Annotated in this window: 16 protein-coding genes; 7 read left to right on the top strand and 9 right to left on the bottom strand. The window is 46.9% G+C overall.

Annotated elements, in window-relative coordinates; translation table 11 throughout:
• Window positions 1-356: 356 nt before the first annotated feature.
• The gene (locus ACYVGR_RS23235) at window positions 357-1931 is read right to left on the bottom strand and encodes a carbohydrate-binding domain-containing protein (RefSeq protein WP_460961207.1); all 1575 of its coding nucleotides are present in this window, start codon (window positions 1929-1931) and stop codon (window positions 357-359) included.
• Between the two features lie 325 nt (window positions 1932-2256).
• On the opposite strand from ACYVGR_RS23235, the gene ACYVGR_RS23240 reads away from it, so the two are divergent.
• The 3 genes from ACYVGR_RS23240 (at window position 2257) to ACYVGR_RS23250 (ending at window position 5738) form a co-directional block, all read left to right on the top strand.
• Window positions 2257-2661: a hypothetical protein gene (locus ACYVGR_RS23240; protein ID WP_460961209.1), complete on the top strand. Its 405-nt coding sequence runs from the start codon at window positions 2257-2259 to the stop codon at window positions 2659-2661.
• 115 nt (window positions 2662-2776) lie between these two features.
• Entirely contained in the window at window positions 2777-4165 is a 1389-nt protein-coding gene (locus tag ACYVGR_RS23245; RefSeq protein WP_460961211.1) for a GH1 family beta-glucosidase, read from the top strand.
• Between the two features lie 289 nt (window positions 4166-4454).
• Complete coding sequence (locus ACYVGR_RS23250) at window positions 4455-5738, top strand: acetyl-CoA hydrolase/transferase family protein (RefSeq protein ID WP_460961213.1); 1284 nt, start codon at window positions 4455-4457, stop codon at window positions 5736-5738.
• Between the two features lie 153 nt (window positions 5739-5891).
• On the opposite strand, the gene ACYVGR_RS23255 is transcribed toward ACYVGR_RS23250, so the two are convergent.
• From ACYVGR_RS23255 to ACYVGR_RS23275, 5 genes are all read right to left on the bottom strand, one after another.
• Window positions 5892-6782 carry a sugar phosphate isomerase/epimerase family protein gene (locus tag ACYVGR_RS23255; protein WP_460961215.1) on the bottom strand — a complete coding sequence of 297 codons (891 nt, stop codon included), beginning with the start codon at window positions 6780-6782 and terminating at the stop codon, window positions 5892-5894.
• 122 nt (window positions 6783-6904) lie between these two features.
• On the bottom strand, window positions 6905-7630 hold the full coding sequence (locus ACYVGR_RS23260; RefSeq protein ID WP_460961217.1) for a DUF72 domain-containing protein: 726 nt from the start codon (window positions 7628-7630) through the stop codon (window positions 6905-6907).
• A gap of 72 nt (window positions 7631-7702) precedes the next feature.
• On the bottom strand, window positions 7703-9028 hold the full coding sequence (locus ACYVGR_RS23265) for a PQQ-dependent sugar dehydrogenase (RefSeq protein ID WP_460961219.1): 1326 nt from the start codon (window positions 9026-9028) through the stop codon (window positions 7703-7705).
• Window positions 9029-9235: 207 nt separating this feature from the next.
• Entirely contained in the window at window positions 9236-10948 is a 1713-nt protein-coding gene (locus tag ACYVGR_RS23270) for a GMC oxidoreductase (RefSeq protein WP_460961221.1), read from the bottom strand.
• 114 nt (window positions 10949-11062) lie between these two features.
• Window positions 11063-11572: a gluconate 2-dehydrogenase subunit 3 family protein gene (locus ACYVGR_RS23275; RefSeq protein ID WP_460961266.1), complete on the bottom strand. Its 510-nt coding sequence runs from the start codon at window positions 11570-11572 to the stop codon at window positions 11063-11065.
• A gap of 331 nt (window positions 11573-11903) precedes the next feature.
• On the opposite strand from ACYVGR_RS23275, the gene ACYVGR_RS23280 reads away from it, so the two are divergent.
• The 4 genes from ACYVGR_RS23280 to ACYVGR_RS23295 all read left to right on the top strand — a co-directional run bounded on the left by ACYVGR_RS23280 (window position 11904) and on the right by ACYVGR_RS23295 (window position 16517).
• Entirely contained in the window at window positions 11904-13367 is a 1464-nt protein-coding gene (locus ACYVGR_RS23280) for a S41 family peptidase (protein ID WP_460961223.1), read from the top strand.
• Between the two features lie 301 nt (window positions 13368-13668).
• On the top strand, window positions 13669-14742 hold the full coding sequence (locus ACYVGR_RS23285; protein ID WP_460961225.1) for a Kelch repeat-containing protein: 1074 nt from the start codon (window positions 13669-13671) through the stop codon (window positions 14740-14742).
• Between the two features lie 62 nt (window positions 14743-14804).
• The gene (locus ACYVGR_RS23290) at window positions 14805-15155 is read left to right on the top strand and encodes a DUF4907 domain-containing protein (protein ID WP_460961227.1); all 351 of its coding nucleotides are present in this window, start codon (window positions 14805-14807) and stop codon (window positions 15153-15155) included.
• Between the two features lie 12 nt (window positions 15156-15167).
• Window positions 15168-16517 (top strand): DUF4270 family protein, encoded by a 1350-nt coding sequence (locus ACYVGR_RS23295; RefSeq protein WP_460961229.1) that lies wholly within the window; start codon window positions 15168-15170, stop codon window positions 16515-16517.
• Between the two features lie 213 nt (window positions 16518-16730).
• Here ACYVGR_RS23295 and ACYVGR_RS23300 read toward each other — a convergent pair whose 3' ends face one another.
• The 3 genes from ACYVGR_RS23300 to ACYVGR_RS23310 form a co-directional block, all read right to left on the bottom strand.
• Window positions 16731-19208 (bottom strand): glycoside hydrolase family 95 protein, encoded by a 2478-nt coding sequence (locus ACYVGR_RS23300; RefSeq protein ID WP_460961231.1) that lies wholly within the window; start codon window positions 19206-19208, stop codon window positions 16731-16733.
• Between the two features lie 176 nt (window positions 19209-19384).
• Entirely contained in the window at window positions 19385-20107 is a 723-nt protein-coding gene (locus ACYVGR_RS23305; RefSeq protein WP_460961233.1) for an outer membrane lipoprotein-sorting protein, read from the bottom strand.
• 135 nt (window positions 20108-20242) lie between these two features.
• Window positions 20243-22804 carry a TonB-dependent receptor gene (locus tag ACYVGR_RS23310; RefSeq protein WP_460961235.1) on the bottom strand — a complete coding sequence of 854 codons (2562 nt, stop codon included), beginning with the start codon at window positions 22802-22804 and terminating at the stop codon, window positions 20243-20245.
• Window positions 22805-23052 lie beyond the last annotated feature (248 nt).

Raw genomic sequence — 23052 nt, forward strand, 5'->3', positions numbered from 1 at the left:
TGATTTTGTTCTTAGTATTCAACAGCAACTTGGCAATAAAAAGTAATAGGGGTAACTCTCTGGCGACAGGATGCTCTTCCCGTGGTAAGCTTTGCAGCCCAACCAGCAAAGGGTGTAAAGGTGGAAGTGGTTCGTGTTCAGTGAGTTGGTTCGCTCACCATCAACCCTCATGGTCGTAGGGTGGACACAACTGCTAATAAAGGTCAGCTTGCGTCCGACAGCCAGCGAGATTCCTGCTTTACACCTCTTCTAACTACGTCTCAGAAAAACGCTCTATTGATGCGATGGCTAAGTAATCTATTAGGGCAAATGACGAGTTTGGTCCGTTTTTTTAGATCTACCCGAATACTGATACACTACGGTCCTACACTTCCACCTACCTGCATCACAACACTGCTCATTGTAAACAATGTCGACTGTGTGCCTGATGTATACGCGCCACTGGTGTAGATACCGTTCGCGTTTGTATTGGCTGCCGACACGCTTCCACCCGTAAATACTTTATAGCTAGTGGCTGATTTCAGCTTAGGACTTGAGAATAGCATGGTCGTATAGGCTCTTGGGATCAGGAAGGTTAAGGCTTCAACTCCATCGCTCGATTGAATATTGATCAATTGATTGGCCGTTCCGGCTCCCAGCATGACGCATGGCTGCGTAGTCACCGTTGAGGTGGGTACACTTGTAGATCCACCAATACCTACCATAATGCCGCCGGTAACCTTAAAGGTGTTCTTATCACAATCAAAACCTTCTTCGGGCGAAGTCGATCCAACAGCAACGGTTTTTCCTCCTGTAACGGTAATCTTCCCATTTGAATCGATGCCATCGTTTGAGGTACTGTAAGCGTACGTATTTCCGCCGTTGATGTAAATAAACGTGCCTGCGTTAAGTCCATCGTCTTTCGACTTCACCGTAATGGTACCGTTGTTAATAGTCATAGTGCTTTTACTTTCAATGCCCTCCCCCGCCGAAGATGTCACCGTAATGGTACCGCCATTGATCGTTATGTATGGGTCAATGGTTGTGTCGTCATCGTAGGATGCCGATATACCTTTATCAACAGAGTTTATGGTAAATGTACCGGCGTTAATAACGATATACCCTTCGTCACATTGAATCCCGTCATTCGACGAGGTGATATTCAATGTGCCCCCATCAGCTATAAACGCGTCTTTTGTATGGATCCCATCGGATACGGTGCCCGTTATAGTAATGGTGCCACTGATCACCCGAATATAATCGTCACTCGCAATCGCATGCTTATTATTGCTTTTTACGCTAAGGCTACCCAGCCCAGTGAACACCAATTGTCCTTCGCTGAAGATTGTCCCTTTCATATCTTCGGTACCGCTGGCAGTATAGGTTGTTCCATCGGTCAGAGTATTGGTGGTACCATCGGCCAAGATAACAAACGCCCGTTTGCTCGATTGAATGTTGATGGCAGGCCCGTCGTTATTCGTAATGTTCGCGCCATTTAAGGTGAGTTTGAACTTTTTATCACTGTAAATTTTCACTGACCCATTCGTTGTGGTTCCCGATACCTCATAGGCTACTTCCGATGCTGAAGAGGTAATAATGACATCGCCGTTGGATTCAGTGATAGTGACGCCTTTTGCTGATAATGGATTCGAAATACTGACCGTACTGCCAAACCCAATAGTTACCGTAGACGAAAAAGTTGAATTTGCCAGTAAATCATCGGTGTTGGCAGCTGTGGCCGTATTGCCTTCGGGTGCGGTTGAGTTGGTGGCCACACTGTCAATGGTAATTGAGCTGCCCGTGGTTCCTCCAGCCGTAATGTCATCACTGGCTTTGGAGCAGGCCATCATCAAGGCAACGACCAATAGGCTACAGAGCGGCACGCCCAAAGTATGCTTTGTAAAAAAACGACCGATACTACGATGCTGACGTTGACATTCCTTTTCGTTCATGGTGTTCTAATTTGGGTTCCTTATTCTCCTTACTATTGGTATCGTCCACTGGCTAGAACTGCCAGCGTTTCCCCCTATATCGCAGCGCAAAGCGATTCCGTTGCAGAACAGCGTTAAGTTAAGAGCACTATGGCAACTACACGCGTCAAGATATCAGGCTAAAAAATCAACAGATAGGTAAATTTTATACGGCATTCAGGAGGCAGTTTGGCGGCTTCAAATGGCGAAAATGGGCATTCGGCCAGATGGGCCTATAGCTTAATTAAACGCTGAAGCGTGGTTCGCTTCTAAGAATCAGTAACGCACAACTAAACACGTACTGATCATGAAAACGATAATTGCAACCGCCTTCACCCTCTTCAGCTTAGCCACCACGGTAACCTTCGCTCAGGGTGTATATTCAAGACCTTTTGACAACCGGCCTCCACAACACGGCAACTCTCGTTACGACTACGACCAATATCAGGACGAGGTAAAAATTGACAGAATCGACGCCATTGTTGGGTTGTCTCGTCGTCAGGAGAAACAACTGCATCGAATCGAAGACAATTATGACCACATCATGCAAACCTCGCGCATGACGCCCGACGGTCTCCGTCAACTCCAACTGCGCAAACGTCAGGATATGCTCGCCGTGTTAACCCCAATCCAACGCGATCGGTTATTTGCGGCTCAGCAGCCTAATCGATACAATCGGAATCAGCCTGGCCCTTTTGGCCGCCGAGGATAATCCCACCTAACCTGTAGCGTGTCCCCCAATTCGGTATGTTAAATTATCGAGTTGGGGTTTTTCGTTGCTTACCAGGCGGTACTTTTGCGCACGATTTACCTGTGCCAACGTCTTGATGAACCCATCTGATCCACTGAATTTTGACCGCCATACCTTCGGTTCCGACTTTGTTTGGGGAACTGCCACTGCTGCCTATCAAATTGAGGGAGCGGTTGACCGCGACGGACGAACGCCCTGCGTCTGGGATACATTCGGGCGACAAAAAGGCAAAATCAAAACGGGCGAGACGGCCGATATAGCCTGCGAGTTCTACGACCGCTACGAATCGGACCTTTTACTGCATAAAGAACTCGGGTTCAATGCCTTCCGTTTCTCGCTATCGTGGTCACGAATCCTTCCCGACGGTGTAGGGCCAGCGCATGGCGGACGTATCAACGAAGCCGGAATTGCCTTCTACGACCGCCTGATCGACCAGTGTCTTCAGTTGGGCATTACTCCCTGGATCACACTCTATCACTGGGATTTACCGCAGGCGCTTGAACTAAAAGGCGGCTGGCCTAACCGAAAAATTGTGGATTGGTTTGCCGATTTTGCCAATGTCTGTACAAAAGCGTATGGCCACAAAGTGAAGCATTGGATTATCCTGAACGAACCACTGGCGTTTTCGATACTGGGCTATTTTACGGGGCAGCACGCACCGGGTCGGCGGAGTTTTCGGAATCTATTGCCTGTTATTCACCACACTGCGCTGGCACAGGCCGAAGGTGGGCGTATTGTTCGGCAAAATGTTCCTGATGCATTAGTTGGTACAACCTTTTCCTGCTCGCCCATCGATCCGTTTACCCCTGGCGATCAGGCCGCTGCCATTCGGGTGGATGCGCTCATGAATCGGCTTTTTATCGAGCCTTCTCTCGGCCTTGGTTACCCTTCGAAGGAGCTGCCCTTTCTGGCTGGTATTGCGAAAAAAGTGGCTAAACCCGGCGATATGGAACGGCTCGCGTTTGACTTCGATTTTATTGGTTTACAGCACTATTTCCGGGCAGTGGTGGAGCAGTCGTACTTTATGCCGTATCTGTGGGCAAAAGATGTAACACCCCTCCGGCGAAATGTGCAAACCATTACGGAGATGGGTTGGGAGGTCTACCCCGAAAGCATGTACCGAATCATAAAACAATTCGGGCAGTACGAAGGCGTCAAAAAAATCTACATTACTGAAAGTGGAGCCGCTTTTTATGATCAGGTAGAGAAAGGACAAGTGAACGATAAAGCCCGGGTCGAATACCATCAGAATTACCTACAGCAAGTACTTCGGGCTAAACAGGAAGGCCTCCCGGTTGAGGGTTATTTTGCCTGGACATTCCTCGACAATTTTGAATGGGCAGAAGGCTATCGCCCCCGTTTTGGCCTAGTATATGTCGATTTCCGAACGCAACAACGGATTGTGAAGGCATCAGGACGCTGGTTCCAACAATTATTAACTGAGGAGTTGGTGACTGTCCGGTGATTTTAGTCGATGATGCACGCACCACTGGTACTTGTCCAATTCAGATTCTAGAGATTCTCGGGTTCGCCCGCTCGGTTGATTCTGATTGATGGCTTAGATACTGATTATTAGCACAATATCGTGACACGGTTAATCATGGTTCTTACTAAAATCGTGGTACGGCTCTAAGCAAAAATTCTACTAGAAAACCCTGATTAAACTCAGCTAACAATGCCTAAATGAATCACCTTATGCAGAAGTGTTAAAACCTACTTTTGTGGCTTTAAAATTATGCTTTTATCGACTAAAAATGCCTGTTCATCTTCCGCTCACTAGTCCCGAAAAAGCCGTTTCGGCCATTCAGTCGGGCAATCGCGTTTTTATACATAGTGTTGCCCAAACTCCTCATGTGCTCATTAAGGCAATGGTCGATCATGCTCACGAGCTTCGTGATGTGGAGATTTGTCATATGCATACCGAAGGGCCGCTGCCCTATCTGGATGTTCAGTACCGCCCTTCCTTTCGGCCTAACTCCTTCTTTATCGGTGCCAATATGCGAAAGCAACTCAATCAGGGCATCGGCGATTACGTTCCGGTTTTTCTGAGTGAGGTCCCGCTTTTGTTCCAACGAAACATCCTGCCTATCGACGTAGCGCTTATTCAGGTATCGCCCCCCGACGCGCACGGTTTCTGTTCGCTGGGTCCTTCGGTCGATATTTCGTTAGCGGCCATTCATTCGGCTAAGTATGTGATTGCCCAGGTGAATCCACGTGTACCTCGCACGCATGGCGACGGACTGATTCCGGTTTCGATGCTACACGCGGCCGTTGAGGTAGATGCGCCCGTTTACGAAGTGTTGCCTGGGCAGATCAGTGATCTGGATCGTAAGATCGGCCAAAACGTTGCTAGTCTGGTTGAGGATGGGGCCACGCTTCAGCTTGGCATCGGCGGTATTCCGAATGCTACGCTCTCGGAGCTTGTTCATCACAAAGGGCTGGGCATCCATACCGAAATGTTTTCGGATGGGGTGATCGATCTGGTTGAACGGGGAGTGATCACCGGTGAACATAAGACAGTGCTACCCTATCGCCTTGTTTCGGCCTTTGTAATGGGCAGTCAACGGGTTTACGATTTTATTGATGATAACCCTGGAGTCGCTATGAAACAGGTCAGTTTTACCAACGATACAGCTATTATTCGACGCAATCCGAAAGTTACGGCCATCAATTCGGCCATCGAAATCGACCTGACCGGGCAAGTCTGTGCTGACACGATTGGAACCTACCAATATTCAGGCGTAGGTGGTCAGATGGATTTTGTACGGGGAGCCAGTTTGTCGGAAGGTGGAAAGCCTATTTTCGCGCTGGCTTCAACAACCACTCGGGGAGAGAGTAAACTAGTTCCATTTTTGAAAGAAGGGGCTGGCGTAACGACCACCCGCGCACATGTGCATTACATTGTCACGGAATACGGCATTGCGAATCTGTTCGGCAAGAATCTTCGTCAACGTGCCCGCGCCCTCATCAACATTGCCCACCCCAATCATCGGGAAGAACTGGAGCGGCAGGCCTATGCGCGATTTGGCAGTGTATAGTTTCGCACACAACGAATTGGCTATCAATCAAATCAACGAAACAAGGATAATACAAAGCGCGAGAAGAATCTGACATTCATAGCTCAAAAATACACAGGCCAAACGAAACTCCTGGGTTTCGTTTGGCCTGTAAACGTGTTAATCAACCCAGATTTACACCTTCAATTTCTCCACATTCTTAAAGCTGATCGCGATTGACTCCAGTGGTGGCAGTTTGCAGACATCCTGCTCAACGAAGTAGTGCGTCATGCCCGCTGTTTTCTTCGCGTCGAAGATTCGCTGGAAATTAATAGAACCCGTACCAACCGGAGCGAATGCCCGTTCGGCCGTTTTTTCCATGTCTTTGATATGCCAGAGCGGGAACCGACCAGGATGCTTTTTGAACAAGGCAACGGGGTCCTGATTCGCAAATGTAGCCCAGTACAAATCGAGTTCGAGTTTAACCAGGTTCTTGTCGGTGCCGTTCAATAGGACATCATATGGCAGTTTGCCATCCATCGCTTTAAATTCAAAATCGTGGTTGTGGTAGCAGAATTGCATCCCAGCCGCTTTCACGACTTCCGCCGATTTGTTGAATAGATCCGCAAACTGTTTGTAATCATCCAGTTTCTTCCGTTCGTCGGGGAACAGGTAAGCACAAACCATGTATTTCTGTCCGATAGCAGCGGCATCATCGACGGCCCGTTTCCAGTCGTTGGTGAGGGTACCTTTCGCATTCGGCATTGTTTTACCCGTTGTATAGTGTCCGCTGGGAACCGATAAACCCAGGCTTTTCAGTTGGGCTGCAAATGCTTTAGGTGTTTTGCCAAAGAATTTACCATCTGAGTAACCAAACAACTCAACTTCTTTGTAGCCAATTTCGGCCACTTTTTTCAATGTTCCATCCGGGTCTTTCGCCATCAAATCCCGCAGAGTATACAATTGCAAACCAACTTTTTTGGTTGGAGCTGCAAACGCATCTAGCTGAGGTAATAAAGCCGCCGATGTAGCTAAGGCGCCTAGTTTAAGAAACTGCTGGCGGGTGATCTTTTCGGAGTAATTCATAAAACAATAGGTCGGTTAATGGGCAGCAGACGAAGTGCCTGTGCACGGGGTATAAAGGTATAGATTGGTCTGGTTTACTGTTGTGAACAGGCACAACAGTACCGCAATAAATGCAGACGAATCTAGCCTACTATCCAACGTAGTGTTTCAGCATTTCGTACAGCATTACCCTCACCGTCGTTATTGAAATAGACAAAAACCTCTTTTCCCATCAGAGTCCACTCCCGAATGCGGTCGGCCCACCAGTGTAAATCAGTATCCGAATAAGACCCACCATAGAGATATTCTGTAGAAGGTCCATGAAGGCGCACGTACACAAATGGAGCTGTCGCTCGCAGAATACAGGGAAGATGGGCTCCGCTCATGACGCAATAAGCAGCCTGATGTTGTTCAAGCAAGTAGAAGATAGACTCACGATGCCAGCTGGCATGCCGAAATTCAACCGCTACTCGTATCCAATCGGGCACTTGATCCAGGAAGTAGGCCAAGCGATCATAGTCGTAAGCCTGATTTGGTGAAAGTTGCACCAACAGTACAGCTCGCTTTTCCCGAAGTTCGTGCCAGCACGTTTTGATTCGTTCTAGCCAAGCTTCGGGAGCATATAGCTTTTTAGCGTGGGTTAGCCCTCTGGGTGCTTTTACGGTCAGTTGGAAACCGGCCGGCAACTTTCGACGCCAGTTAGCAAAAGTGGATTGTTTCGGCCATCGATAAAAACTACTGTTCAACTCAACCGTCTGGAAACGCTGCCCGTAATAACCCAGCCGATCGTGAACTGGTGTGCCATACGGGTACAAGACGCCCTGCCAGTGATCGTAACTCCAACCCGATGTACCAATCCAAACATGCATGCCTGCTGCAAAAATTAAAACCTATAAGACGTTTAATGCCTTATAGGTTTTAACTAACAGAAAGGCAGACTGTTACTTCTTTTTCGAAGCCGTTATTGATTTCTGACTTTTAGCCGATCCTTTATAACTGATTTTAAATAAAGTGCCGTTCAAATCATCCGTTACATAGATCGAGCCATCGGGTCCCTGCGCCAGACCGCAAGGACGATGTTGTACGGGACCTTGTGGCTTCTCCAGGTCGACACCAGCAAAATTATCGGCAAAGATTTCCCATGGGCCCGCTGGCTTTCCATTTTTAAAGGGCACAAAACCAACTAAATAGCCTTTGTGAATCGGTTGCGATTGGGAGTGAAACGCAATAAAAGCGCCGTTCCGGTAACGCTCGGGGAAGGCCGTCCCGGTATAGAACAGTAATCCATTAGGCGCCATATGAGCCGGGAAAGCGGCTACTGGATTGATCGCTTTTGCACCACCCGTTTTTTTGCCATCTCCACCATATTCAGGAGCCAGCATTTTCTTTTTCTGAACGGGATCGTAATAAATATAAGGCCAGCCGGCATCATCGCCCTGATGAACTTCATACATCGTTTCGGCGGGTAACTCAGCACTATTTTGTGGTGTATAGTATTGTGGGTAGAAATCATCGAATTTTCCCCGCCCATGCATCAAAACAAACAGGGAGTTGGTTTTGGTATTCCAATCCAGCCCCACAACGTTTTTCAAACCAGTGGCATAGCGCGTGCCGCTCGCAAAGGATTGATCGGCAACGTTTGCTTTAAATTTCCAGATACCTGCTGCCGAATCCAGCAGCGGGCAGGGCATTAACCCTTTCCCGGTCCCAGCTTCCCGACAAGCATCGTTATCCGAAGCGATGTTTACATACAGGTTATTCTGATTATCAACTGCAATCGACTTCGACTTATCCCGGTCTTTTTCTCGTAAGCCCGACACCAGTTTTTCGGGCTGATCGGGGTTAGCAACCTCCTGCTTATCGTTTAGTTTGTAGCGATAAACGCTTGAATTAGACGAGGCATAGAGGTACCCATTGTTAATGAAAATTCCAGTTCCGGGATAATCTCCGAAGCCTGTCGTTTCATCAATCAGACCATCTTTGTCGGTATCCCGAAGCCGATAAATTCCTTTCCCGTCCTTGAGTTTAGCCAGTTTAACATAAATGTCACCGGTTTTGGTAATCGCAATATGACGAGCCGCACCCAGATCCTGCGCGACGATCGTGCCTGAAAAACCTGCCGGAAGTTTTAAGTCAGATGACGGATCGGATTTCTTATGCGTACGAGTAACGGATTTTGGATATTTACCTGTATGGTTTTCAGCCAGGCTATCCCACGAAAGCACTGACGCCATCAGGCAGGCAATCCCGAAAAAAGTTTTAGTCATGATTTGTAAACGAGAGGTATACGATTTCAATGGTTTTCCTTAAAAGTTAATTAACCCGTAGAAATACTTCTGGCGCGTGCATTTGCTCGTGGCCATAATTTCGTCAGCATTCGCTGACCTACCTGTTCATCGTGCGCTAGCGAATGCTAGACAAAATAAAAGGCACGGGTAAATACCCGCGCCAGATACAAAAAATTAAAATGATACTTACACAAGCCCCTTTTTCATGGCTTTCACGGCATAGTCGGCAGCGCGGGCCGTAAGCGCCATATAGGTTAATGATGGGTTTTGCGTGGAAGTCGAGGTCATGCTGGCTCCATCCGTTACGAATACATTTTTCACCGCATGAAGTTGGTTCCACTTATTAAGCATCGACGTTTTGGGGTCCTTACCCATCCGCACACCGCCCATTTCGTGAATATCGAGGCCAGGTGCGGCATGACTGTCACGTACTCGGATATTTTTGAAACCTGCTTCTGTAAACATCTCCGTTAATTGCTCCTGATAATCCTTCACCATTTTATCGTCGTTATCATCATAAGCGATCGAGATTTTCAGTTGAGGAATACCGAACGGATCTTTTAACGATGAGTCCAGCGCAACATAGTTCGATTCTTTCGGGATGGTTTCGCCCATCATATGTGAGCCGACGTACCAACCGCCCAGTTTAGGATTTAACAGACTCTCTTTCAGATCAACTCCAATTCCATTTTGATCAGAATGCGAAATCCGCCCGGCCGAAAAACCAGAGGCATACCCTCGTAAGAAGTTCGTCTCCTGTTTCAACACATTCCGGAAACGGGGAATATAAGGGCTATTCGGCCTACGGCCATCTGTTGTCGAATCAAGATCTCCATCGTATTCACCCGAAATACCTGCCCGGTAATTGTGGAAAGCGACATATTTACCCAAAACTCCACTGTCGTTACCCAGGCCGTTCGGGAACCGGTGAGACGTTGAATTCAATAATACCAGATTGGAGTTTAATGCAGCCGCATTTAGAAAAATGATACGAGCATAAAACTCCTGCATCTGTTTGGTATTAGCATCAATAACGCGCACCCCCGTTGCCCTGCCTTTGGCCTCATCGTAGATGATCGAGTGAACAACCGAGTTGGGACGCAAGGTCATTTTACCCGTTTTAGCCGCCCAGGGTATGGTTGAGGAATTGCTGCTGAAATAACCACCGAAGGGGCACCCACGCTCGCAGATAGTCCGGTGCTGGCACTGCGCCCGCCCCTGCTGAAAATGAATGGGTTGCGGTTGTGTTAAATGCGCGGCCCGCCCCATAATCACATGCCGATCTTTGTATTTGGCTGCTACTTTTTGTTGAAAATGCTTCTCTACGCAATTCCACTCGTGAGGAGGCAGAAACTCACCATCCGGCAAAGTGGCCAATCCATCTTTGTTTCCGGTTATTCCGGCAAATCGTTCTACATGGCTATACCAGGGAGCAATGTCGGCGTAGCGGATCGGCCAGTCGACGGCGAATCCATCACGGGCAGGTCCTTCAAAATCGAAATCGCTCCAGCGCTGTGTTTGTCGTGCCCACATCAGCGATTTGCCGCCTACCTGATAGCCCCGTATCCAGTCGAAAGGCTTTTCCTGAACGTAAGGATGCTCAGCGTCTTTCACAAAAAACTGTTCGGTACCTTCGTAAAAAGCATAGCACTTGCTGATAATTGGGTTGGCTTCCCGGACTTCCTGCTTAAGCTGGTTCCGATGCTCAAATTCCCAGGGTTGTTTGTTGGTCGTAGGATAATCGGTTACATGCCGTACGTCGCGTCCCCGTTCGAGAACGAGGGTCCGCAGGCCTTTGCCAGTCAGTTCTTTGGCGGCCCAGCCGCCACTAATGCCAGAACCAATGACAATGGCATCGTACGTGTTTAAGGCTTGCGCATCTATATTAAAGTAAGACATTTTCTAGAGTGGTTAGTTTACAGTATTCGGTTTGAGGTATTCGGTTTAGGGTGGATGACGTACGAAGTTGCTTTTGCGTTATCTACCGTAAACCGAATACTTCAAACCCTACCCCTATTTTCCTTGTGAAGCTGCTTTTTGAGATACAGGCACGCAACCGTGGTAACGACCTGGAATAAATTCGTAGTGCGTAAGATTGGTCATCACATACTCCGACGTCATATAACCCCGAATAGTGAGGTTCTTCACCAGCGAGTAAAACTCCTTTTGATCCGGCGATTGAGCCAATTGCGTCAAGAGCGCTGTCCGTTGAGCCGTATCGCCTTCAGCAAAAGGCTTGCTAAATGATTTCTGAGCCAGATCATTTAACGAATCAAGTCCTTTGTTCAGGTTTTCCTGCGCTGTTTTAGGGTAACAATCAGCCACCATTTTCTGTACGAACTGATGAACGTTCAGGGCTTTTGCGCCAGGCGTATCGGTAGCCGGAATAATCGTTTCGACCATCTCTGCCAGCAATTCAGTTTGGCCAACAGAGAGAATTTTGCGGGTGGTCAGGACCGTTTCGGTCGTCCAGCCATTCGCCCAGGCAGGTAAGCTAATTAGCCCACCCACGGCCCCAGCCATTGTTTTTAACGCATTACGTCTTTCCACAGGTTTATTCTACTAGGTTTCATTAAACTCATTATCAAAGATACAACACAGTCGCAACTACTTGCTGCGTATGGCCCGATAACCTGATGACGATTCCGGGCCGCCTGTCTACCGACAACAATGGCCACCCCAAATCAACTCTAAAAATCAGCGGTCTCCTCCCCATAAATCGCAGCGATCTGAATTAAATGACTATTAAATTATAGAGGGCATATAACCCGCTGCAACAAACGGTATTTCGCCCGCGTAACCTTTATAGATTAAGATGCTTTTTTATTCAACTTACTCTATAGATAAGAACGATATGAATTACACGCGTAGAACAACAAAAGAGTTACTTCATCGGCAGATTTGGTCAATACTTTTCATGGCAGGTTTCGCCTTATCACTATCGGCCTGTAAGAAGACAACAGACGATGTCACCCCGCAAGCATCGACCACAACCTCTGAAAACCAGACAATTGATTCCTGGATTTTATCGAATATGCGGGAGGTTTATTACTGGAACGATAAAATTCCAGCTAATCCCGATACCACTCTCGCTCCTGATGTTTTCTTCAACTCCATCCTGAATACCTACAATGCAACTTCCAACCCTAACGGGGATCGGTTCTCGTGGATTGAAAATGATGCCAACACATTAACTGCCGAATTAAGTGGCCAGACAACTACTACTGGCATGGAGTTCAACTTGTACTTACGTTCCTCAGGTTCTACGGGCGTTATTGCGCAGGTTTTGTATGTTCTCCCAGGTTCCCCAGCTCAACTGGCTGGTATTAAGCGGGGTGACATCATTTCGAAAGTAAACAGCCAGTTATTGACAACCAGCAATTATTCAGACCTATTGTTCACAGGAACAACCTTTACCTTTGGATTTGCCTCCGTAAGCGGCTCATCGTTAGTCGATACAGACAAAACAATTAGTGTAACTGCCACAACTTTCCAGGAGAATCCGGTATTTCTGGATTCCATTTATACGGTTGGCAGCAAAAAAGTAGGCTATCTAGTTTATAATCAATTTGTTCCGGGTGCTAACGGAAGCGAGGCCGATGAGTATGATGCTCAAGTCGATGCTGTCTTTAACAACTTCAAAGCACAGGGCGTTACTGAATTAGTACTGGATTTACGCTATAACCCAGGCGGCTATACGTCATCCTCGGCGAACCTGGCTAGTCTAATTGGTAAAGGAGTCAGCTCCAGCAAATTGTACTTCCGGGAAGAGTGGAATACCAGCATTACGCCCCTCCTACAGCAGGAATATGGCTCCAGTTTCTTTATTCAGAATTTCCTGGATAAGTCTCAGAATATCGGAGATAACCTCTCGCGGGTCTTTGTACTTACCACCGATCATACGGCCTCAGCCAGTGAACTTATCATTAATGGTTTGCGCCCATACATGACCGTAACCACCATTGGTACAACGACTTACGGGAAAAATGTAGGTTCCATTACGATTACCGACGATTCTGGAAAAATTAAATGGGGTATGCAGCCTATTGTTTTCAAATCATACAACAGCCTGGGACAGTCTGATTACGCAACCGGATTTACCCCCAGTATAGAGGTTGACGAACCGGTTAATCTACTGCCGCTGGGCGATACCAATGAAGACTTGTTAAATACTGCGCTCAGTCAGATTTCGGGAAGTGTAGCCAGTGCCCGCAAAGCAACCAGCAGTGGTAATCCATTGATCAACTTAGGGTCGTCTATTCAACGTAAGGCGGGTGGTCATTCTATGATTCGCGAATTGAAGAGCCTTAAATTTTAACCTTTTTTAAGGAATCTACATTCCAACGACTATGATGCAAAGCGAGTCTTTGTGTCATAGTCGTTTCGGTTTTTCGTTAAGTGTCTTTAAATCACCCTAACAATTAAGAATTTTTATGAGTCCAGCACGTTAGCAAGTAACACCCCTTTGGCGTAATTTTGTGCGACCTATTTGATACATGACTCCGCCTGAATCGGGCTACCAATTTGTCAACTCGTACTGGTAAGACTATCAAACCATCGTTCTTAACGCAAATTCCTATAACTTTACGTTTTAATTCGTTCGTTCACGCTCGTTTTTCATGATTCATTTACCATTTCGATTCCTTTCGGCGAACAACGCTCAGTCGAAAGCAATATCAACTGAGACTACCCTCTCTAACGCTACGAAGAAGACCAAACGCGTCAACTGGACACTAGCACTGGTCGGCATAGGCTGGGCCGGACTCCTCATTGGTTGTAACAATTCCTCAACAGTCGACACCTTGGGCGACTGGAACTCAAGATCTGAATTAGAAGGCCCTGCTCGTTTTGGAGCTGCCAGTTTCGTAGTCGGTACTATTGCTTATATGGGCACTGGAACCGATGTTAGCAACAACCGTCTGAAAGATATGTGGGCTTATGACGCAAGTCGGAATGCCTGGACACAGAAGGCTGATTTTCCAGGTGTAGCCCGTAACCTTGGCGTAGGCTTCTCGGTTGGCACGAAAGGTTATATCGGTACAGGTCTGGATGCTAATTCGACTCGCTTAAAGGATTTCTGGGAATATGATCCAACCGCGAACACCTGGAAACAGGTCGCTGATTTTGGTGGCACTGCCCGTCAAACAGCAACCGCCTTTGCGATAGGCACAAAAGGGTATGTAACCTGTGGTTTCGACGGCAACTATCTGAAAGATATGTGGTCGTATACCCCAACAACCAATACCTGGACTAAAGTGGCCAGTTATGGTGGTTCGAAACGCGTAGGAGCTGTTTCATTTGTTATTAACAACATGGCTTATGTTGGTACTGGCAACAACAACAACTCAAATCAGCTCGACTGGTATGTGTATGATCCAGCACAGGATTTGTGGACCCAAAAACTGAACTTCACTACCGACCAAACCAGCATTGCCCGTAGCTATGCCGTTGGTTTTGCGATTAATGGTAAAGGGTATATCACAGGTGGTGACGCGACAACGAAAGACGTTTGGGAATATGATCCAAGCACCGATCTGTGGACGACTAGAGGTGTATTTGAAGGATCTAGCCGGACGTATGCTTGTGCTTGGGCGGTTAATAATAAAGGTTACGTTACGACGGGTGCCAATGGTACAAGCCGTTTTGATGACCTGTGGGATTTCGATCCGACTGTAGTACAAGTCATTCCTTAAATCATACACCTTGCCAGTACGATCAGGCCCTTTGCATTGATACGTTGGTAAGGTAAGTTAAAATGACGAACGATTCGCAGCCTACGTCTCGACCATCCTTAGTTCGGCTGGGCCTGATTTTTTGCCTGATTTGTTTAGCTGTTGTCACGGTTTATCTATTTTACCCTCGACAGCCTCATTATCAGGTACAGGTATTCAAGACCACAGGTGGCTGGGGATATGATATACTGAATAACAAAAAGATGGTTATTCATCAGCCAACTATACCAGGACAATATGGTATAGTTGGCTTTACCTCCCAGGAAGAAGCTCATCGAGTGGGTAATTGGGTGGCTGAAAAAATGAAACAGACGGAGGCTATGCCTACGCTGACAAAAGAAGACTTACGCCAGTTGGGCGTAAAAATCCCCTGAATTAGTTAGATTATGCGTACTCTCTGGTACGCCGGTTTGCTACTGCTGACCGGTATGGTGCTATTTTCCTGCCAATCGGGCGATCTTCGTGTAGGACAGTCGGTCATCAGTCCTCAGGAACTGTTTGTACAGTCTGTTGATACACTGACGCTCAAAACCTCAACGGTGATGCGGCCGGATTCATTCCTAACCTCGGGTGATGCGAATATCGTCGTTGGGCGTTGGTCAGACGCGCAAACCGGTAAGATGACAGCCCGCGCTTTTGCCGCAATTAATTATGCCAGTAATTCTTTCCAGGGCCAAACCAATCAGCGCTTGGATTCGCTTGTACTGGAACTGACGTACGCATATGTATATGGCGATACAACCTCTGCGTTTAATATCAGTCTACACACATTAGACAAACCACTCGTTTATCAGGCGTATTACAACACAAATTCTGTATCGTATTCTAGTAAACCATACCTACAGAAAACCGTTTTACCGCAGCCGCTGACGCTGACCAAGAAAATTTCGTTTCGATTGCCTGCCGATGTTGAGCAGACGTTCTTCAATAAACTAGTCAATGGCGATATCGTTGATGCAACAACCCTAGCCGAATACTTCCCTGGGTTTGCCCTGAATTGTAATTCAACATCCAATGCATTTGCTGGTTTTGCAACGGCAAGTAGCGGCTTACGACTCTATTACCATGCTACCGATGTCGATTTAGCGCAATCGAATCTATTGTTCCCCATGTCATTGGGTTATTTTACGCAGATAACGAATGATTTGAGTGGCACGCCATTGAGTGTATTAAAAAATCGGTCCGATGCTGTTAGTAGTCGTTTAACCAACAATACAACGTTCATTGTACCAAGTGCTCTGCTCCATACACGCCTTGAAATTCCGTATTTGGATCAGTTTGCCAAACCGGATGGCTATGCAGATATCAATAAGGCAACGCTGGTCATTAGCCCCGTTCGAGCCACAACAAGAGATAACAGTAACCCTCCGGGCTATCTAGCACTCTTTTTCACTAACACCCAGAACGATATCTTGCCTACTGCGGTACCAGGTGGAGCAGGAGGCACTTCATCGGCCATTGCTCAGTACAATCCACAAACGACATTTGTGCAAAATGGTCCCGATAGAGATGCTTTGCCTCTTCAAGACTCTTATTCGTTTGATTTAACGTATTATATCGGGCAGATTATTAAGCGTAAACTCGCGAATCAACCCTTGTTGTTATCGATTCCGACAGAAACTCAGCTTCAGGCTTCGCTAACATTACGCGAGCGGATCCAGCGGGTAACAATTGGCGATCAGTTAAAAGCGAATGATCAAATGAAGGTCCAGTTGTTTATCACGTCTGGGAATTAATTGAGCTTGTAAGGTTAAGAAATGAATAAGGGGCCGATTTAGTAAATCGGCCCCTTATTCATTTCTAATTTTTTTCTTCTGGCATCTTGACAAAACTACCCTTTAACTTAGACATTTATAAGATCCCTCCCGACGCAGGAGGGATCTTATAAATGTCCTTAATTGAGCATTAAGAAACCCTAAGATCTCTCCTGCGTCGGGATGACAAAAACGTTATAAGCCTGTTACCTCATATTTACCCCCTTTTTGCGTCGTAAATGAGGTAACATACCCTACATTCGTTTGCTTCGATTCGGTCTGGATACCTTTTACTTTTACAGGACGGGCAGTTCTGAGTTTACAAAGCCCACCGGTTAAGGCTTGAACGTTAGCCGTTGTTAACCGATGGTTTTTCCATTGGATACCAATCTCGAACCCACCCCGCGCTTTCAGGCCCGACACACTCCCTTCCTTCCAGGCGGAGGGCAAGGCGGCTAATAAATGAATATCATCCAGATGGCTTTGGATTAGCATTTCGGCCATGCCCGCAGTTCCCCCAAAATTACCATCAATCTGAAACGGCGGATGCGCATCGAAAAAGTTCGGATAGGTACCACCCCCTCCCCGACTTCCATAATTCGTAGCGGTTTCGCTGGTATAACTCAACAGTTCCCGAAGCAGTAGATAGGCATGATTGCCATCCAGCAGCCGTGCCCAGAAATTAATTTTCCAGGCGCGGCTCCAGCCAGTACCTGCATCTCCCCGTATTTCCAGAGTTTTCTTAGCTGCAGCGGCAAATTCAGGGGTTGAAATCGGCGAAATTTGACGACCAGGGTGCAATCCAAACAGGTGCGACACATGCCGGTGTTGCGGATCTACATCTTCGTAATCTTTATTCCACTCCTGAAGGTTGCCTTTATGACCGATGTGCAGTGGGTAAAATTTCTTTCGTTTCTCAATCAGGAGATTCCGAAACTCAGTGTCGGTATTCAGGACTGTAGATGCATCGATCAGGTTGGTGAATAAGTCCCACATGATCGACATATCCATTGTTGTTGCCACCGACACAGCCGCATGTTGCCCTTTTTCATCGATAAAATCATTTTCGGGGGATAACGACGGCGATACTACCAGATAGCCATCTTTGTCTTCTATAAGCCAGTCTAAGTAAAACTGAGCGGCCCCTTTCATGAGCGGGTAAGCACGTTCCTGCAAAAATGTTTTGTCGCCCGTAAACCGGTAATGTTCCCAAAGGTGCTGACAAAGCCAGCTTGCACCCTGATTCCAGTTTGCCCATTTAGGATCGCCCTGACCTTTATCACCAACGGGGTTAGCAATGGCCCAGATATCGGTGTTGTGGTGCGCAACCCAACCGTGCATGTTGTAAAACTCCTTAGCGATTGCTGCCCCATTTTTGGCCAGCGAGCCAATAAAACTGAGCAGCGGCTGATGTAGCTCCGACAGGTTAGTTACCTCAACGGGCCAGTAGTTCATCTGGGTATTAATATTGATCGTGTAATTGGAACTCCAGGGCGCTCGTAGCTCTTTGTTCCAAATTCCCTGTAGGTTAGCTGGTATGCCCGGAACACGCGAACTGGAGATAAGCAAATACCGGCCGTACTGATTATACAACACCTCCAGACCAGGGTCGTAAGCGCCCTTTGAGTAGCCCTCTAACCGCCTATCGGAAGGTAACTGAGCATTCGGGTTTGTCGCCGTTGTATCCGTGATTTGCAGAGAGAACCGATTAAAATAGGGCTGATAGTCGTTCAGGTGATTACTTAACAGTGTTAAATAATTCTTTAGGGTTGCTTTTCGAATAATTTCTTCGGCCAGTTTGTTTTCGTCCTTTCCATCTTTGTCGGGGCATTTATCATATCCATTGAAACTCGTGGTAGCCGCCACCAGAAGTATAACCTCAGAAGCGTTACGAATATGAATCCCAGCTGTGTTGGTTTGCACGGTTCCTCCTTTGTTGAGTGCTTTAAGCCGAAGCTGAAAACGCATCCCTTTACAACCCGTTACATCTTCATAAACGACATGCTCTCGATCTTTGGGGTTGTAATAATTAGGGTCCACCTGAGCAGGCGCTTTGCCTTTCATAACCCATTCATTCAATCCGTTGCCACTGCTTTGGGCATGAAGTTGACTTTGGGTGGTAGCATCGAAACTGATCTGGCCAGGTTTGTTAGCTGTTAGTCGAATAACCATGACCTGGTCCGGTGCAGAGGTGAATATCTCTCGTTTATACTCGATGCCATTCACTGCAAACTTTGTCGTGGCAATAGCTTTCTGAATATCCAGGTCGCGGTAATAAGCCGAGGGCTTAGCCCCTTTAAAGTCCTGTTTTAGTACTAAATCACCCAGAGGCATATACGATTGCGTATATAAACCCTGCATTTTTTGGGCTAAAGCGGTGGCTTTCTTATAATCTCCATCAGCCAACGCTTGCCGAACCTGGGGTAGATAGGTAGGCGATTCTGGGTTGACCGGTCCATTTACTGGCCCACCCGACCAAAGCGAACTCTCATTAAGTTGAATTAGCTCTTCATCCACTCGTCCGAAGATCATTCCACCAATGCGTCCATTGCCCACAGGCAACGCTTCGGTCCAGATAGCTGCGGGTTGATCGTACCAGAGTTTAAGTTTTTTTTGTGCGAAAAGTGGAGAAGAAACGAAAAGTAACAGAAACAACCAGGGATTTCGATTCATATTTAGATCAAGGAATTTTAAGCAAAAGTAAACTGGTCTATCAAGAACCAGCTATCCTATAAAGCATAAATAGTCGGTATTATCCTGAAACGGTCTCTAAATTTTGTGATCCTGCACAAAACAGAAAGCCACTCCGACTTGGAGTGGCTTTCTGCACAGGTGAAGATAGAATAGTGTTATTTGGCCGGCTTTTTAAAGATGGTTTCGTCGACCTTAGGGTTAATCGTGACTTTGGTGGTAACCATCGTCAGGGTGCCCATTTGTGGATTTGCAATTTCCATGGTGTTTGCAAACGGAATCCCATCAACGGCTTTATAATCCGAGAACCCGATTTCGCCTTCCTGCCCGTTCATAGTAGCCTTAACTTTACTAATCATGTAGGTAGTCGCGTCAACGTATTCATCCATCACAACTCCATCTTTCGATGTCACTTTCAGGTGGTAGTTATCCTTACCATCTACTTTTTCTTTGCCAACCAGTTCAACTTTGTTGCCTTTGTCTTTGTAATTGACCAGTGGTCCAAATGGGTCAATTTGCCCTTTGTTCTGCTTGATCACATCGGCGGGCATATCTTCCGGTTCACCCGTTCCCTGCATCATAGCCGGACGTAGCATCCAGCCCGTTGCGCCTGCATTATCGACAACCTGAATCATCGAGTTGCCCATGATCGAGGATTCGGAACGCATGGCTTTACCCACCAGAATCGTCGTTTTGCTGGGTATTTCCATTCCCTGTACGGATAGCGACCGTTCGGTTACCAGCGTGGTTACTCCTTTCAGTTTATCCAGACCGCCCATGGCCGCAACGTGTTTGTCAACAATCTCATCGACTGTCTGGGCATACGTACCAACTGATACAAGCGCGGCTACTGTAGCAGCTAGAAATGTGTTCGTTTTCATTAGGTGATAGGGATTATGATTTCTCTTCAATAAATTAACTTAGAATCATTTATTCAACATTTGCCTGCAAATTAGAAATGATTACTTAAAAACAAATTCCTAGTATTCATTTCTCCAGGATCAAATTACTTCTAACTAGCGGGGTGTTCCGCCACCAGGTGTACCTCCCCCTGCTGGCTGACCACCTTCACTCTTCACGTCATCATTATTCACCGACTTCGCTTTCTTGCGGGGGGCATCCATGGTCATCTTGCCAATTTTGTAGGTGAACGTCAGGCGGATACCCCGGTTGTAGAGATACACATCGTTTACCTGATTGAATTGAGCTGAGTTCAGGACCGTATGGATGTTAAACCGGTTCGAAAGAAAGTTTTCAGCCGCCAGACCAACACTACCTTTTTTGTTATTGATATCTTTCTTGATACCTATTGTGTAAAACCCGAAACCACCTTGTGTGCCCTGCAACTGTACCTGCGATCCCTGCATAAAGCCAAAGGCCTGAGCGCCCCAACCGTGGCCAAATTGTGCGTTGGCAAACGTTCCCCCACTTACGTTGAAACCAGTGTTCGTCAGTTCCTCAGCAACTCCATCTGCATTGGTTGTCTGACCAGTAAGGCTGGTATAAAACGCATTCACAAACAAGCCAATGTTGATTTTCGATGTTACAGCCACGTTGGCAAACGTGTTGGTTCCGTAAGCATACTGACGACCAATGTTCTGATAGGTGGTAACAATTGCTCCTGCCAGCGTATCAGAGGGTTGTCTGACCTGCGTAATGGCATTGTTCGTTACCCGGCCAAAGAAGGTAGCATTGATAAACGTCTTCTTGATGGTTTTGCTCAAACCCAATTCAAAATTGTTGGTGAGTTCGGGACGAAGGGTTGGGTTACCAATCGTGATGTTCTGTGGGTTGGCCGTGTTAAAGTTGGGGTTCAACTGCTGAAGTCCAGGGCGCTGAATCCGGCGGTTATAACCTAACTTAACGGTTGTTCCTTTAAACGTTTTCGAGGCATTCACGCTAGGTACTAACACGCCATAATTACCAATACCAAGCGTACCTTTTTCTTCGGTACTTGCGTCGATGAAGGTGTGTTCATAACGCAGGCCACCTTTCAGTGTGTACCGCTGTTTGGTTGTGTATGTGTAGGACGTATAGCCAGCAGCAATGTTCTGGTGGTACAACAAGGCTCCCTGCGTGCCATTTTTCTCCGTAGTATACTCTCCCGTTGGACCAGCGGTTAAGTACTCATAGTTACTGTTAACCTGACGCAAAATGCCTTTTGCCCCAAACTCAAGCAGCTGGTTTTTCTTGATTGGCGTCTGGTAATCGGTCTGTACCGTAAATTCCTGGTTGACGTTACCATTCAAATTCTTCTGACGGCCTGTGAGTGCTCCCGTACCATTCAACAGATCAGCATTGAAATTATTCGTCAGATCATTCCGGCTGTAGAGCGTTGAAATACTCCACTCCTGCTGAGGTTTGAACGTATGTAAGTAATCGACATTAGCATCTACCGTTCCCGACAGGTTTCGGGTATCTACATTCCGGTACGACGTTGAACTGGGTGTTCCGTTAGTAAACAACTGAGTAACCAGATCCTGCGGACTAATCATATTCCGAACACCATAGCGGACACCCGCAGTCAGGCTTTGGTTTTTAGCCAGATCGTAGTCAAATCCTAAGTTATACTGCCCGAACAAACCCCGGCTGGTTCCATTACCGGTTTGACGAGTCAGGGTAGAAACGCCGTTAACCTCACTCGTTTGATCGAGATTCGTTTTGGTGATGGTGTTATAGATACCCCGACCAAAACCACCAATCGTAAAACCAGCTTTGCCTTTGCGGTAACTACCATTCAGCGACAGCATAGAACCCCTGTTACCAACACCTGAATCTACGTTCAGATTCAAGCCCTGTAAACTGTTCTTTTTGGTAATGATGTTGATGATACCTCCCGAGCCTTCAGCATCATATTTGGCCGATGGGCTGGTAATAACTTCAACCGTTTTAATCTGATCGGCAGGGATTTGCTTTAACGCATCCGAAACACTGCTGGCGACGATGGTACTGGGTTTATTATTAATTAAAACCCGGATGTTTGAACTACCCCGCAGTGAAACGTTACCATCCAGATCGACGGTGAGCATAGGCACTTTCCGCAAAATGTCAGTAGCATCTCCCCCTTTGGCTGTAATATCTTTATCCGCGTTATAAACCAGGCGATCCACTTTCTCCTCAATGAGAGCAGCCTGACCGGTTACGGTAACTTCTTCCAGCGTTTTTACGGCTGAGCTAAGCTTAATGACGCCCAAATCCAGACTTTGACCATTGGCCAGAACCAGATTATCGATCGTTTTATTCTTGAAACCAACAAATGTGATTAGCGCTCTATATTCGCCAGCTACCAGCTTCGTCAGCGCAAACTTGCCTTTATCATCGGCAACTGTTCCGTCGACCGCTTTTCCTGTGGCTTTATTATAGAGAGCAATGCTGGCAAATTCAACTGCTTTCGCCTGTGTCGAATCGACGATGGTACCAATGAGTTTGGCACTTCCCTTGGGGCTTTGGTCGCCTGCTGTGCCGGGCAGGGCTTTTGGCTGAGCAGCGCCACCCATTCCAGGAAACTGAGCCTGGGCTGGTGTTAGCAGACTGAATGCTAATAATGTGGCAGCAATAAGTAAACTGTACGATTTCATAAAGGTTGCTTTAATGCTACAAAGGTGTAACCGCATTCGCAAACCCTAAACTGAAAACGGACAAAGGGCTGAATCGACCGGATGGACGTCGGTTTATTCCTGACGAACGTATTTGGGTGAGGGTTGAACCACGCTAGAATGCTTTCTCATCCCCTCGAATCAGATGTCAGGTATCTCAATCATCGGTCGCAAAATTGGGTTCTTATTGATCTATTCTTTATCAAACGTTGCAACGGTCGAGCCACGAA

This window comes from Spirosoma litoris (assembly GCF_054776755.1).

Bases quoted from the DNA above. Each gene is read 5' to 3' on its own strand.
- ACYVGR_RS23280 (WP_460961223.1), top strand. From the start codon at position 11,904: ATGAATTACACGCGTAGAACAACAAAAGAGTTACTTCATCGGCAGATT.
- ACYVGR_RS23285 (WP_460961225.1), top strand. From the start codon at position 13,669: ATGATTCATTTACCATTTCGATTCCTTTCGGCGAACAACGCTCAGTCG.
- ACYVGR_RS23290 (WP_460961227.1), top strand. From the start codon at position 14,805: ATGACGAACGATTCGCAGCCTACGTCTCGACCATCCTTAGTTCGGCTG.
- ACYVGR_RS23265 (WP_460961219.1), bottom strand. From the start codon at position 9,028: ATGACTAAAACTTTTTTCGGGATTGCCTGCCTGATGGCGTCAGTGCTT.
- ACYVGR_RS23310 (WP_460961235.1), bottom strand. From the start codon at position 22,804: ATGAAATCGTACAGTTTACTTATTGCTGCCACATTATTAGCATTCAGT.
- ACYVGR_RS23305 (WP_460961233.1), bottom strand. From the start codon at position 20,107: ATGAAAACGAACACATTTCTAGCTGCTACAGTAGCCGCGCTTGTATCA.
- ACYVGR_RS23245 (WP_460961211.1), top strand. From the start codon at position 2,777: ATGAACCCATCTGATCCACTGAATTTTGACCGCCATACCTTCGGTTCC.
- ACYVGR_RS23260 (WP_460961217.1), bottom strand. From the start codon at position 7,630: ATGCATGTTTGGATTGGTACATCGGGTTGGAGTTACGATCACTGGCAG.
- ACYVGR_RS23295 (WP_460961229.1), top strand. From the start codon at position 15,168: ATGCGTACTCTCTGGTACGCCGGTTTGCTACTGCTGACCGGTATGGTG.
- ACYVGR_RS23240 (WP_460961209.1), top strand. From the start codon at position 2,257: ATGAAAACGATAATTGCAACCGCCTTCACCCTCTTCAGCTTAGCCACC.
- ACYVGR_RS23235 (WP_460961207.1), bottom strand. From the start codon at position 1,931: ATGAACGAAAAGGAATGTCAACGTCAGCATCGTAGTATCGGTCGTTTT.
- ACYVGR_RS23300 (WP_460961231.1), bottom strand. From the start codon at position 19,208: ATGAATCGAAATCCCTGGTTGTTTCTGTTACTTTTCGTTTCTTCTCCA.
- ACYVGR_RS23275 (WP_460961266.1), bottom strand. From the start codon at position 11,572: ATGGCTGGGGCCGTGGGTGGGCTAATTAGCTTACCTGCCTGGGCGAAT.
- ACYVGR_RS23250 (WP_460961213.1), top strand. From the start codon at position 4,455: ATGCCTGTTCATCTTCCGCTCACTAGTCCCGAAAAAGCCGTTTCGGCC.
- ACYVGR_RS23255 (WP_460961215.1), bottom strand. From the start codon at position 6,782: ATGAATTACTCCGAAAAGATCACCCGCCAGCAGTTTCTTAAACTAGGC.
- ACYVGR_RS23270 (WP_460961221.1), bottom strand. From the start codon at position 10,948: ATGTCTTACTTTAATATAGATGCGCAAGCCTTAAACACGTACGATGCC.